This window comes from Gemella taiwanensis (genome assembly GCF_054054385.1).
The window spans coordinates 98,431-112,811 of the sequence record NZ_JBSMTL010000002.1 but is presented as its reverse complement, the minus strand read 5'-3'; the positions used below and the strand labels follow the sequence as shown (position 1 = coordinate 112,811).

The window sequence follows — 14,381 nt, the reverse complement described above, 5'->3', positions numbered from 1 at the left end:
TTTAGTAATATAAAATCACCAATTGATAAAATCAATTATTATTTGTATTCTATGTTATGTGTTAAAATATATTATAAATACAATATAAGGAGATTTTAGTATGAAAATTACATTTACTGATTCAGCTGTGGATTATATTTATAAAAAATTTGAAAGTAAGGACACTAGTGCATATGATATTATTATCGACTATTTAGATGGAAATAGTCCATATTCTGATAACGTTAATGGGTGTCATTGTCAAGTATATGATAAATATAGAATTCTAATTGTTTCTAAAGAAGATAAAAATATTAAGTGGGATAAATATGATAAAAAACTTTCTACAAACATAGGTACTGTTCATTATCCTTCTTATTATGAAGTGATGTTTGATAAAGACAATAAATTTGATTATAGTGAGACGAATTTTACTTTATATTTAAAGAGCGAAGCGGGAATTATTACAGAACAAGTCCAATTAATAATTAAAAAATAAATTTAAGTAAATTTTAATAAGTTTTGCTAACATTATCATAAGTGTAATTAGAGGAAGGAGAATATTTTGAAATCTTTTCTAAACAGTAGAAAATTAACAGTTTTTCTATTTTTTGTATATTTATTTATTCTTACTTGGGTAATAGTAGCTAAAATGGATTGGAACCTACTTTTAAGTAGTAATATTTCATGGATAAATAATCCTCGTGTATTACTTTATCCTGGTGTAACTTGGAGAACAATCAATCTAGTACCATACAGATTTGGAAATTTTGACATTGTGGAAGTTTTACTTAATATAATTTTCTTTATACCTTTTAGCTTTTATATCAAAATACTATATCCTAAATCGTCTGGCTTAAGCGCTATAATTTTAGGATTTATATTAAGTTTAATATATGAATCTACTCAATATATCTTGACTATTGGGTTCCCTGATATAACAGATTTGATAGATAATACTTTAGGTGCTTGCATAGGAGTAATAATTATCAATATTATTTCTCTAATTTTCAAAGAAAAACTTAGATTGTATATGAATTTCATTTTAATACTTCTTTCGGGATATATTATTTATGAAATAATTAATATAGTATCTTAAATAATAAATAATAACGGATGTACTTGGCGATTGTTAAGTACATCCGTTATTTATATCTTATGTAATTATTATTAAATTTTTAAATTATCTTTTTCTTCTGAAGCCTAATACAGCTAATCCAATACCTAATATACCTAGTAATAATGCTCCAACACTATTTTCAGTTAATCCTGTTTTAGGTAATATATTATTGAATCTTTGTGAAATTGGATTGTTTCCAACATTAGTATTGTTATTTTGAGTAGATAATGTAGAGTTTGTATTAGGATCTTGGTTATGTGATCCATTGTTATTTGTTCTTGAAACAATTGTATATGTATTGAAGTGATCTGTATAGAATGTTAATTTCCCATCTGAATATGAACTTGAGACTTTTTCTAATTTATCACCATTTACATAATAAACTTCTAATGTTTCATTATCTTTAGCAAGAACAGCTACAGTAACTGCTCTAGTTTCACCATTTTTATTTATTACATTTCCATTATCATCTGTGAAGAATAGATCTAAAGTTTTCACAACATTTAAATTCTCATCAAGATTCTTAACTAATTCTTTTACTTCATTTACTTTTTGTTCGTTAGAATTTTGAGCAACAAAGTGAATACCAGTAACATCTTTAGCCTTGAATTTTACAATTACTTCTTCATCTCCAGGTAATTTAGCTACAAGTGTATCTTTTAGATTGCTAAGTTTATCATCATTTGTAGGATTACTTGGTTGTTCAACTGCTGGTGTTTGAGTATTTTCCTCTGATTTAGGCTGTTCTGGTGTTACCTGAGGTTTTTCTTCAACTTTAGGTTGTTCTGGAGTTACTTGAGGTTTTTCTTCAACCTTAGGTTGCTCAGTAGGTTTCTCATCTTTTTTATCTTCTACTTTTGGTTCTTCTTTTTTAACATCAGCATCAACTGTAGTTATAAGTTCAACTAATTTATCATCGATATTAGTAGCATTTTTCTCAAATAAAGTTTTAGTAATTCTATATTTATCTCCTACTTTCATATCATTATCAGTAATTTCTAGTTTTTTATCATCTTCATTAGAAACACTTGAAGAACTAATTTCTTTAATTTCATTGCCACGGATACGTTCTACCTTAGTAACAATATACCAGTTACGACCATAATCATCACTCTTAAGTAGTTCTGCCATAGGTTTAGTTTGTTTACTTAGGAATTCTTTATATTTTTCTAAACCTTGTAAGATACCTTCTCCGCCATAAAACTCAGAACGTCCTCTATACCAGTGTAGAAGATTAAGAATAGTTAATTTCTCATCTTTAGGTTGAATTGTAATCTTGTTATCTTTTGCAACAACATTTAATTCGATAGCTTGTTTTTGTGGATAATAACCTTGTGTTATTTCAGGAGAAATTCCTAATAATTTTGTATCAGAATCATTATACGGCAATGTTGCTGGTAAATTGTTATTAGCGATATCAAGAATTTGTAGACTACCATTTGCTTTAATTAAATCTAACGGTATATTACTAATTTGGTTATTTACCAATCTTACAGTTGCTTTATTTTTAGCTAGTGTTTTCCATAATTCATCAGATAAGCTAGCGATATGGTTATTATTTAAAGCTAGAGTATTTAATTTTGTTAAATTAACTCCATTTTCTGGAAGTGATGTTAATTTGTTATTAGCAGCATATAACTGTGTTAAAGAAGATAAATTAGCAACACTAGCAGGAAGTTTAGTTAGTTCATTATCTGTGAATGATAAGAATGTTAAAGCTGAATTATTATTAAATAAATCATCAGGAAGTGAAACTATTTTATTGTTAGATAAACTTACAGTTTTTAGCTTCTTATTATTAGCAAATACATTTGTCGGTAATGTAGATAGCCATGATTGACTGAATTCAACAGATTCTAATTCAGGATTATTTGCAAACAAACCTTCTGGGATATTACCTAAGTTGTTAGAAGATAAGTTTACAGTTTTTAATTTTTTGTTATTAGCGAATAGGTTTTCAGGTAGTTTAGTAACACCGTTTCCTCCTAAGTTAATACGCTCAATATTAACTGCATTTTTGAATAAGTCTTCTGGTAATTCACCAAAATTATTACTATCAGAAGTGAATGATTTAACTCCAGGACCCATGTGTTTTAGTAAATCTAAGTTGTAAATAGCACCTTTATCAACTTTTCCATCAATCTCTAATGATCCAATGTTGATATCACCAGTGAAGTTTTTTAATTCATCTTCTGTTACTTTACCGTCTTTGTTAGTATCTACCCCATTGGCGATTAATTTTTTCTGAAGAAGATCATCACTTTTTTTACGTTCTTCATTATTTTTTTCTACTAACTCAAATCCATTCCAGCCTTTTTTAATTTCAGGTTTAAATTTCAATTTAACAGTAGTATATTTGTCGAAGTTTCCTTTATCACTTTCTAAAGCGCCCCCATAAGAAACTATAACACCACCTAAGTGTACTTGGTCTAGATCTTCAACCGGAAGAGTAAATAACGCTCTGTCGTATTGTCCTGCTGAGTTCTTCTCACCAAAGTTTTCTTTCACACCTGATTCCCATTTACCTTTGTTTTGGATGGCAAAATCATATAAACCATGAGCAAATAATGTATTTAACATTGTAATACTCATTTTCCCATCTTTAACTACTAATTTCACATTTTTGTCAAAGAATCCTTCTAGCATTGAAGTACCTTGTCTTCCATCAGCGTATAAAGCATTAAATCCTAAAGTATATTCACCATCTTCTAATTTATCAGTAAGTGAATAAGTTTTTTCTTCTTGTTTTTCAGGAGTTTTTTCTGATACTGGTTTTTCTTCAACTACTTTATTACCTGTAGTATATGCTTTACTTTCGCTTCCGTCATTTGCTTTAAATACAATTGTATTATCTCCATCAAAGTTCCAAGCTTTAAATGCTTTAAGACTTTCTCCACCATCGTCGAAAGTAACGATTTGATCTTTCCAGTTTTTATTAAATAGTGATTTATCAAATGATTTTCCATTAATAATTACTTCTTTAGTATTTTTAAGAACATCTTCCGCTTTAAATCCATAAACAAGCGAAATGTTTAATTCATCTCCGTACCCGTTCTTTTCTACTTTAGAAACTAAATCTTTTTGAGCATATGAAGAACTTGTTGTATGCACCTCTTGTTTTGGTTCTGTAGGTTTTACATCTTCTTTTTTATCTGTTGATGTTGGATATGAAATTATTGTTCCATCAACAAGTTTAACTTCTAGTTTGTTGTCAGAATCTTTTAAAGCCTTAACTAAGTCTTCGTTAAAGATTCTGATTCCAAGATATTTTGAAGTTTCTACTTTATCTTTGAAAACATCTTTATTTACAGTTGTACCATTTAGTGTCACACTAGCTATTTCTTCAACAAAATTATCATAAACAGATGTATCAGATAACTCTAAAGTTAAGTGTTTTTCATCTTTCCAGTTTTTACCTTGATCTAATTTAGAAATAGTATATTTAGCATTTGAAGCTGGTTTGTTAGTATCAGTTTCATTTTCTTTTGATGGTGCAGGTGTATCATTACTTGGCTCTACATACCCAGTATCTTCATATGTTGTTTTTGAGCCATCTGTAAATGTAAATTCAATTTTATGTTTATCTTGTTTTTTATAATGCTCAGTTATTGCTTTATCTACAGCAGTTACTTGTCCATCATATAGTTTATAAAATTTACTGTTAGTATTTTGGTTATCAAACCCAAAATCTTTTCCATCTACTGTAAGTTTAGTTACTTTTGTCCAATAATTTCTATAAATATCCGATCCTTCTAAAAAGAAAATTAAAGAATCACTGTCTAATTGTGGTTCTACAATCTTCAAACCTTCATTAATTAATTTTGGTTTAGCTGTTGGATCTACATATCCTTTATCTTCATATACAGCTTTTGAGCCATCTTTAAAAATAAATTCTATTTTGTGTTTGTCTTGTTTATTATAATGATTAGTTATTTCACTATTATTAACATAAATAACACTGTCAAATAATGAATAGTTTTTTGATGCAGATGCTTGATTATTAAAACCAAAATCCTTTCCGTCTATTAATAGCTTATCAATTTTACTCCAGTATCTATTAAATAAAGTATCTGATGTGTCTTGACCTTCAACTGCTATTTCTAAAGAACCACTAGCTCCAATCTCTGGTTCGTATACTTTAAAACCTGTGCTCTGTTGATCTTGTGCATAAACTACATTAGAATTAAGATTTAGTTTAGAATAATTGAAATCTACTGAACCTATACTTAAACAGATAGGTACTGCTAATCCAATTATTAATTTATTATTATATTTTTTGTTCATTACGTTCCTCCATAAAAACAATGATAATCAATATCGATTAATTATAGCTACATTATACTACAACAGGTTAAAAGATACAAGTAAAAACATCAAAATATAAAAAAAATAGAGCATATTTTTATGAAATCAGTTTGGAAAAGATTGATTTCATAGGCTTATACTCTACAAAGTAATGTTCATATTTTTGCCACAATAAAAAAATAATTATTATTAATAATTAGAATCTTTTAGCTATCAAATTATAATGTATTTCGATATCTTCTGGTTCTGTAGCATAACCACGTAAATCGTAGTATTCTCCATCTTTTTCTAATACTGCAGTAGGATAAGATTCTATACCTAAGTTAAGTGTTCTTAGAAAATCTGGATGAATCGGATTCGTATTTTTAAAAGCAATTGTAAGTTTTAAGGCCAAATCAGAACTATCGATTTCATATTTGTCACATAGTTCTAAATATGTTGCAATATCACTTAAACTTTTACCTTCAACAAAAAACTTACATTGCATATCATATGCATAATCTAATAATTTTGAATTTGGTATAAATTCTTTTACTGTATTTAAAGCAATCGCAGGATGAAGTGAATTTAATACCATCTCACCCTCTTCAAGTACTTTTTTATACCCTTCTCCAAACTCAATATTATACATTTCTGAAATTTGTTTATTTCCTTCTGCTATATATGTGTACTCTCCGATTTTTTTACTGTTTTCACCAATAAATAATCCACCAGAGACAATATCAATTTCTATGTCTGTATGATTCTTGTAAAACTCAGTAAATAATTTATCAAAACCATAGCACCAACCACAGTATGCATCCCAAAAATATAATATTTTCATTTTATTCTCCTTTTATTACCTTAATTTTTATCAAAAGCTTTGTTAATATTCGTTATATTCTCTTTTAGTAATAACTTTTCAACTTCGAATATACTTTCCATTCTAACAAAACTTGCTGATTGTTTTAAATCAACTTTTTTATAGTTTTCATTCAATTTAATGGTATTATTCTCAAAAGTTATAAGATTTAATTCTCTAAAAATTTGAATCATGATTTTCAAACTATCCACATTTGTTTTTAATGTTGTTAACAGTTTATCTAATTGCTGTGTAATATTAATTTGTTTATTTGGAATAGATAGAATAATGTTAAATAGTTTTATCAATCTATCTTTATCTATTAAATAAACATCTGATAAAACTTGTTTTTCTTCACAAATTAAATATATTTTCTTAGGTTTTAAATTAACTAATTTCTCAATATATTCTTTACTATTTGGAATGTCTAATAAGTAGATATCTTCAATATTTTCTTCTAATTTTTCAATATCTTTATATAGATAATAATTGATATCCCTGTTATCAATTTTTTTAGAGATTTTTATTGCTTTATTATCAATTTGGGAAATGTCATAATTAATAAATCTTAAGTCTTCAAATAAGAATTCTTTAATATCTATATCTATTATATGAGCTTGTAATTTTGTACGACCGTTAAAGTTATTTTTATCAATTGTACATAATAAATCAATGATATCATTCTTCTCAACTTTTTCAAATGCAACACTATCTTTAAAAGTGATACATTCTAGGTTTCCTACTTCATCAGCAATTGTTAGTCTTAGATACTGGTTATCTGATCCGAAATAAGATTTATTTAGTACCATTGCATTCTCTAATAATACCGTTGGTTTCTCAAAGTCCATACCAAATGGTTTTAATATTTCAAGTGAATTTAGAAATTGATAGCTTATTTCTTCTAAGCTAGTAACAATATCTATTTTTTTAGTTGATTTTAATTCATTATTCTTCTTAAACTTTTCATATTCACAATTTAGAAATTCTTGTATTTTGTCTAGATTAATTTCATCAAACGAAAAACCAGCAGCAAGTGTATGTCCACCAAATGCTAAAAATAAATCAGAAATTTTATTCATAGCTGTGTAGATGTTAAAATCAAAAATGCTTCTAGCTGATCCTTTTAAAATACCCTCTTTATTATTCATAATAAATACAGGTCTTTGATATTTTTCTACTATATTGGATGCTACTATTCCTAGAACGCCTTCATGATAATCTCCAGATATCATAAGTACATTATTATCTTTCTTACTAGAATTCTCTATTTGATCAATAACATCTTTAACAATATCTTCAGTAACTTGTTTACGTTCAATATTGTACTTTTCAATTTGTTCTGCCAATACTCTAGCAGTTTCAGCATCTTCTGCCATTAGGAATGAAAGACCTAATTTAGCACTATCCATTCTACCAATAGAGTTTAGTTTTGGTCCTATGTAAAAGCCTATTGTTTGTTCATCTACTTTTGTATCAATATTTGATAATTCAAGTAACATTTTCAAACCAATACGCGGATCTTCATTTATTAGTTCTAATCCCTGTTTAACAAATATTCTATTCTCATCTGTAATTGATACCATATCAGCGATAGTTCCAATTGCAACTAAGTCTAAAAGAAAATCAGGAAAAATTTCTAGAAGAGCATGTGCAAGTTTAAATGCTACACCTACCCCTGCAAGTTTTTTGAAAGGATAATTTCCTTCTGGATGCTCGGGATGAATAATTGCATATGCATTTGGAATTGTATCTTGAATCTTATGGTGGTCTGTAATAATAACATCACATCCTAATTCATTAGCTAAATCTACTTCTTCTACACCTGCAATCCCATTATCGACTGTAATAATTAATGAAATACCAGATTCAATAATTTTAGTAAATGCTTCTTTATTCGGTCCATACCCCTCTTCGAATCTATTAGGTATGTATGATGAGACATTTGCACCTAAAGAAATCAGTGTTTCAACTAATAAAACTGTTGAAGTTATACCATCTGCATCATAATCCCCATATACTAGAATCTTCTCCTCATTTTCGATCGCTTCATTAATTCTATCAACAGCTTTTTGCATATCATGCATTAGAAACGGATCATATCCTTCTTCATATTCATCTGAAAAATATTTTTTTACTGATGACATATCAGTAATAGAACGAGCATTTAATATTTTAGCAACGTTTTTTGAAATATTATACGATTCTATTTCTTTTATAAAACTTTCATCATATGTTGGATATATCCAATTGTATTTAATTCCCATTTTCTCACCTCACTTCTTTTTATTTCACTATATTTATTCTTTTTTATCTTCTTCTAATTGTTCTTTGGTAAATAATAACTTTTCTGTTCTTTCGTATTTCTTAGAAAGAGTTTTATATTTTTGACGCCAATACAAACTAGCAAGTATCATTCCTATAAAGAAACATACAAAAAATAGAATTGTTAACGGTAATTTCACCGTAAAGAAAATAAATGAAACAGGTACAGAATTATAATTCATTATAAAGAATGTTATTATTGATACAAAGGCTATTACTATACCAAATACTTTATAAGGTAATTTATTATCCATTATTTCACCTCTCTAACCATGTTAGCAAATTCTTCTTCATTTATTACTTTTATTCCTAATTGTTCAGCTTTAGCTAGTTTTGAACCAGCTTTTTCTCCAGCTATTACTAAATCAGTTTTTGAAGTCACACTTCCTGTAACTTTTGCTCCATATTTTTCTAAATATTCTTTAGCTTCATTTCTTGTTAATTCAACTAATTTACCAGTCAGAACTACAGTTTTCCCAGCAAAAATATTATCTGTATTAACTTCTTGAATTTCATACTGAGGATTCATTCCAACTTTAATTAAATCATTTATGAATTTTATGTTATTTTCATCAGATAAATAATCTAAAATAGATTCAGCAGTAATTTGACCTACATCATCTAGATTAACAAGTTCATCTAGAGTAGCATTCATTAAATTAGACAGATTCAAATACTTTTCTGCCAATATTTTCCCTGCTTTTTTTCCTACATTAAGAATACCGAGTGCAAAGATAACTTTGTCTAAACTACTTTTTTTAGAATTCTCAATTGCATTTAGAAGATTATCAGCTGATTTTTCACCCATTCTATCTAATGATATTAATTTTTCTCTTTCTAATGAAAATAAATCAATAGTATGAGCAATAATACCTTTTTCGTAAAGTCTAGCTACAACTTTATCTCCTAATCCTTCAATATTTAAAGCGTCTCTTGAAGCAAAGTGTATTATTCTTCTTATATTTTGGTCGGGACAATCTGGATTTTTACATCTCGTAAATGGATCATTTTCTTTTGTGTAAGTTTGTTGTCCGCACGATGGGCATGTATTAGGCATTACATATTTTATTGAACTCTCAGTTCTTAGTTCTCTAACTACACGTACTACTTTTGGAATTATCTCACCTGCTTTTTTTATAACGACCATATCGTCTATGTGAATATCCAGTTCCTCAATAATATCTTTATTGTGTAAAGAAGCTTTAGATACGGTTGATCCAGAAATTACGATAGGGTCAAGAATAGCTACTGGAGTGATAATACCTGTTCTACCAACACTTAGTTCTACATCAAGCAATTTAGTGGCTAATTCCTCTTCAGGAAATTTATATGCGGTAGCCCATCTTGGACTCTTTTGAGTGTAGCCTACTTTTTCTTGTGTTGAGTACGAATTTACTTTTATAACTATTCCATCGATATCATACGGTAGATCTTTCTTGTGCTCTGTCCAATAATTTATATAATCTATAACCTCATCAATATTTTTGCATAATTTGAAGTTAGGATTAACTGACAAATCATACTCTTTAGCTGTATTTAAAGCATTCTCCTGTGATACAATGCTGTCATCTCCAACTATTGAATAAATAAATGCTGATAATCTTCTTTTTGCAGTTATTTTAGAATCGAGTTGTCTTAATGAACCAGCGGCTGCATTCCTTGGATTAGCAAATAATACTTCATTGTTGCTCTCACGTTCAGAATTTAATAGTTCAAATGATTTTCTCGGCAAGTAAACTTCACCTCTTACTTCAAATGTTCTATTATCTTTTAATACTTTTGGAATTGAGAAAATAGTTTTAATATTTTCAGTAACATCTTCACCAACGCTACCATCTCCACGTGTAGCAGCACTTACCAATCTTCCATCTTCATACTTAATTGAAATTGCTAAACCATCAATTTTTAATTCACATATATATTCAACACTATGATCTGGTACTAATTTTGAAATTCTTGCATCAAAATCTCTTAAATCTTCAGTTGAGAACGTATTAGATAAACTTAACATTGGAACTTTATGTGTTATTTTTTCAAATTCATCTAATACCCTATCTCCTACTCGTTGAGTAGGTGAGTTCTCTAATATATACTCAGGATGATTTTCTTCTAGTTTTTCTAATTGTTTATATAATGTATCATATTCTGTATCAGATATCTGTGGATTATCTTCAACATAATAATCATAAGAATATTTATTTAATAAAGAAACTAATTTCGAAATTTTTTCTTGAACTTGTTTCATAAAAAATTAATCCTTTCTAGTTAAGTTGGCATATTCGATTAGTAATGTTTTCATACCAACTTCACTAAATTCAACTTTAACACTATCACTTGTAATATCTAATACTTTACCCTCACCAAATTTCTTATGAATAACAGTATCGCCGATGCCATAATTGGTACTGATAGCATTCTTTGGTTTATCCGAAATTTTGATTTTCGGACTAAGTTTACTAATAAATTTATTAGCATCTTCTACGTTTGTATTACTAGACTCAAATGCAGAAGATCCAAAAGATGATTCAAAGTGCATAAGTTTATTAGGTACTTCATCTAAAAATCTAGAACGTTTATTCATCTTAATAGAACCAAATTGCATACGTCTATTGGCATATGACATAAATAGTTTTTCTTTAGCACGTGTAATTGCAACATATGCTAAACGACGCTCTTCTTCCATCTTATTTTTCTCATCAGCACTACTTTCCGCATCACGAATTGAAGGGAATAAATTTTCTTCTAACCCCATAATAAACACTACTTTATATTCTAATCCTTTTGCGGCATGAACAGTTGATAAAACGACAGAATCTTCTTCATTTTCATCATCAGCATCTGATGTAAGTGACATCTCAGAAATAAAGTCAATAAGACTATCATTCATACTTGAGAATTGTTTAGCAGAAGATACTAACTCAGAAATATTCTCTATCCTACTTTCAGCATAAGCATCATTTGATTCTTTTAGCATACTTTCATATCCAGAATCTTTATAAATACCAATAATTAATTCATCAATTGAATATTTATCAGTTTCCGAATATTTTTCTATAAGATTTGTCAGCAAATGAACATTAGTTGTAATTTTCTTAGATACCCCTACTGCCTCTATATTTTTTAAAGCATCGAATAACGATATACCATATTGTGTTGCATAGTTGTCAATTTTTTCCATTGAACTTGCGCCAATTCCACGTTTAGGAACATTTATAATTCTTCTTAAACTAAATTCATCATCTCTATTAACAATAACGTTAAGATAGGCAAGTAAATCACGCACCTCTTGACGTTGCAAGAATTTAAGTGATCCAATTAATTTATATGGTATTCCAAAAGCTAAACAAGAATTCTCCATCTGGCGAGAAAGATAGTTAGCTCGGTATAAAATAGCAATATCCTTATACGATATACCTTCTTTTTTCAATTCTAGAATTTTTTTAGCGATATCATCTGTTTCATCTTTATCGTTTGAAGCAGAGTATACGGAGATTTTACCTCCACCTTTGTTTTCAGACCATAGAGCCTTTTCTTTTCTATCAGTATTATTTTTAATTACTGCATTCGCAGCATCTAAAATAGTTGAATTAGAACGATAGTTTTGATCTAAGAAAATCAGCTCAACATCTTTATAATCTTTTTCAAAGTTAATAATATTATCACTACATGCTCCACGCCAACTATAGATACTTTGATCATCGTCCCCAACAACACATACGTTTTTATGGACTTCTGACAACATTTTAATCAATCTATATTGAATTACGTTAGTATCTTGATACTCATCAACATGAATATATTCAAATTTATTTTGATAAATAGCTAGTACTTCAGGGAATTTTTTAAATAGTATGATAGTTTTTAACATAAGGTCGTCAAAATCTAGTACACTATTTTTCTTTAGATATCTTTGGTAATGAGCATATATTTCAGCTACATTTTTCATATATCCATAACGTGATTGTTCTCTCATTGCCTTTACAGTAGTCATACTATTTTTTGCATTTGAAATTATTTTTAATACATTAGCTGGTTGATATGAGTCTTCTGAAAGATTAAGATTTTTAACAATTGTTTTAATAATACTTTTCTGTTCACTAGTATCCAAAATTGTAAAGTTTTTATTATATCCTAGCAATTCTATGTGTTGACGTAAAATTCTTACACACATTGAGTGGAAAGTATTTATCCAAATGTATTTAGAAGTTTCCCCTACTAATGCATAAATTCTTTCTTTCATTTCTTTTGCAGCTTTATTAGTAAAAGTTATCGCTAGTATATTACTTTCTAATACATTTTTTTCTACAATTAAATATGCAATTCTATTAGTTAATACACGTGTTTTTCCACTACCAGCACCAGCTATTACCATTACTGCACCGTCAGTTTTTAAAATAGCTTTTAGCTGATTGTCATTCATATTTTGTACAAAATTCACAGTTATTTCTCCTATATTTTCTCTAATTATATTTTATCATACTTTCAAAATAAAAGGGAGTGACTCTAAAAACTAGATTCCAAGGAAATCAATGTTGCCGAGTCAGTCCCTCTATTTTTATTTAGTTTGTATATAGATTATAAGAATATTGCTATAGCAGAGATAAATCCACTAGCTAATATAATAAAAATCATTAACCATAATACAATTTTAAATAATTTTTTATTCATATATATTATTCTACCTCACCTAATGTTTCTATCCCTAAGTCAAGTTCATCGATGTCATCATTTTCATCATTTTCTACAATTGAGTCAGTTTTTTTCCCAGTTTTATTCATCATTTCTTCCCTAACAAGACCATAAATTTCATTGTAAAGTTCTTCATTTTCTTCGAAAACTTTCTTCACGTTTTCACGACCTTGTCCTAAACGCTCTCCATTATAAGAGAACCATGATCCAGATTTATTAATAATATCTAAATCAACTGCAAAATCAAGAGTTTCTCCGATTTTAGAAATTCCTTCACCAAACATAATATCTACTTCTGCAATTTTAAATGGTGGAGCTACTTTATTTTTAACAATTTTAATTTTTGTTCTGTTACCTAAAATTTCACTATCAGCACCCTTAATTGCTTCCCCTTTACGTACATCAATACGAACTGTAGAATAGAATTTCAGTGCACGTCCACCAGTTGTAACTTCTGGACTACCAAACATTACCCCTACTTTTTCACGAAGTTGGTTGATGAATAATGCAATAGTGTTGGCTTTATTGATTTGACCTGTTAATTTACGTAAAGCTTGTGACATAAGACGAGCTTGTAAACCAATATGGTTAGCTCCCATAACTCCATCGATTTCAGCTTTTGGTACTAATGCTGCAACTGAGTCGATAACGATAATATCAATAGCTCCTGATAAAATTAATTTTTCAGCTATATCAAGTGCCTGTTCACCACTATCTGGTTGAGATAAGAAGAATTTACCTGGTGTAAAATCTACACCTAGAGCTTTTGCATATTCAATATCAAGTGCATTTTCAGCATCTATAAACGCTGCAATACCACCTGTTTTTTGTACTTCCGCAATTGCGTGTAAAGCTATTGTAGTCTTACCTGAAGATTCTGGACCGTATACTTCAACAATACGTCCTTTTGGATATCCTCCAATCCCTAATGCTGAATCTATTGCTAATGAACCTGAAGATACGGCTTCTACTTTAATAGGATTTTCTGAAGAGATATCCATGATAGCACCTTTACCGTATTCTTTTTCAATTACTTTTATGGCTTCGTTAATAGCGGCTTGACGGGCTTTTAAATCGTCTTTTTCAATATGAGTGACTTGTTTATCTTTTGATTTTTTTGCCATT

The 14,381-nt window shown here is 28.6% G+C and carries 9 protein-coding genes; 2 read left to right on the top strand and 7 right to left on the bottom strand.

Annotation, left to right across the window (positions count from 1 at the left end):
• Nucleotides 1-100: 100 nt before the first annotated feature.
• The gene (locus ACWOA3_RS02545; RefSeq protein WP_456883963.1) at nucleotides 101-478 is read left to right on the top strand and encodes an iron-sulfur cluster biosynthesis family protein; all 378 of its coding nucleotides are present in this window, start codon (nucleotides 101-103) and stop codon (nucleotides 476-478) included.
• Nucleotides 479-544: 66 nt separating this feature from the next.
• On the top strand, nucleotides 545-1,078 hold the full coding sequence (locus ACWOA3_RS02540; RefSeq protein ID WP_003146059.1) for a VanZ family protein: 534 nt from the start codon (nucleotides 545-547) through the stop codon (nucleotides 1,076-1,078).
• Nucleotides 1,079-1,162: 84 nt separating this feature from the next.
• Here ACWOA3_RS02540 and ACWOA3_RS02535 read toward each other — a convergent pair whose 3' ends face one another.
• The 7 genes from ACWOA3_RS02535 to recA all read right to left on the bottom strand — a co-directional run bounded on the left by ACWOA3_RS02535 (nucleotide 1,163) and on the right by recA (nucleotide 14,380).
• On the bottom strand, nucleotides 1,163-5,383 hold the full coding sequence (locus tag ACWOA3_RS02535; protein ID WP_456883962.1) for an NEAT domain-containing protein: 4,221 nt from the start codon (nucleotides 5,381-5,383) through the stop codon (nucleotides 1,163-1,165).
• A 217-nt stretch (nucleotides 5,384-5,600) separates the two neighbouring features.
• Nucleotides 5,601-6,227: a DsbA family protein gene (locus ACWOA3_RS02530; protein WP_456883961.1), complete on the bottom strand. Its 627-nt coding sequence runs from the start codon at nucleotides 6,225-6,227 to the stop codon at nucleotides 5,601-5,603.
• Between the two features lie 20 nt (nucleotides 6,228-6,247).
• A complete protein-coding gene (gene recJ / locus ACWOA3_RS02525; RefSeq protein WP_003146065.1) occupies nucleotides 6,248-8,509 on the bottom strand; it encodes a single-stranded-DNA-specific exonuclease RecJ in 2,262 nt (753 codons plus the stop codon).
• A gap of 33 nt (nucleotides 8,510-8,542) precedes the next feature.
• Entirely contained in the window at nucleotides 8,543-8,821 is a 279-nt protein-coding gene (locus ACWOA3_RS02520) for a LapA family protein (RefSeq protein ID WP_003146067.1), read from the bottom strand.
• Nucleotides 8,821-10,812 carry an NAD-dependent DNA ligase LigA gene (ligA, locus tag ACWOA3_RS02515; RefSeq protein WP_456883960.1) on the bottom strand — a complete coding sequence of 664 codons (1,992 nt, stop codon included), beginning with the start codon at nucleotides 10,810-10,812 and terminating at the stop codon, nucleotides 8,821-8,823. Before ligA ends, ACWOA3_RS02520 begins: the two co-directional genes overlap by 1 nt.
• A gap of 6 nt (nucleotides 10,813-10,818) precedes the next feature.
• Entirely contained in the window at nucleotides 10,819-13,005 is a 2,187-nt protein-coding gene (locus ACWOA3_RS02510; RefSeq protein WP_456883959.1) for an ATP-dependent helicase, read from the bottom strand.
• Nucleotides 13,006-13,240: 235 nt separating this feature from the next.
• The gene (gene recA / locus ACWOA3_RS02505; RefSeq protein ID WP_003146073.1) at nucleotides 13,241-14,380 is read right to left on the bottom strand and encodes a recombinase RecA; all 1,140 of its coding nucleotides are present in this window, start codon (nucleotides 14,378-14,380) and stop codon (nucleotides 13,241-13,243) included.
• Between the last annotated feature and the right edge of the window lies 1 nt (nucleotide 14,381).

Coding starts and splice junctions, on each gene's coding strand:
- ACWOA3_RS02545 (WP_456883963.1), top strand. CDS start 101: ATGAAAATTACATTTACTGATTCAGCTGTGGATTATATTTATAAAAAA.
- ACWOA3_RS02535 (WP_456883962.1), bottom strand. CDS start 5,383: ATGAACAAAAAATATAATAATAAATTAATAATTGGATTAGCAGTACCT.
- ACWOA3_RS02530 (WP_456883961.1), bottom strand. CDS start 6,227: ATGAAAATATTATATTTTTGGGATGCATACTGTGGTTGGTGCTATGGT.
- recJ (WP_003146065.1), bottom strand. CDS start 8,509: ATGGGAATTAAATACAATTGGATATATCCAACATATGATGAAAGTTTT.
- ACWOA3_RS02520 (WP_003146067.1), bottom strand. CDS start 8,821: ATGGATAATAAATTACCTTATAAAGTATTTGGTATAGTAATAGCCTTT.
- ligA (WP_456883960.1), bottom strand. CDS start 10,812: ATGAAACAAGTTCAAGAAAAAATTTCGAAATTAGTTTCTTTATTAAAT.
- recA (WP_003146073.1), bottom strand. CDS start 14,380: ATGGCAAAAAAATCAAAAGATAAACAAGTCACTCATATTGAAAAAGAC.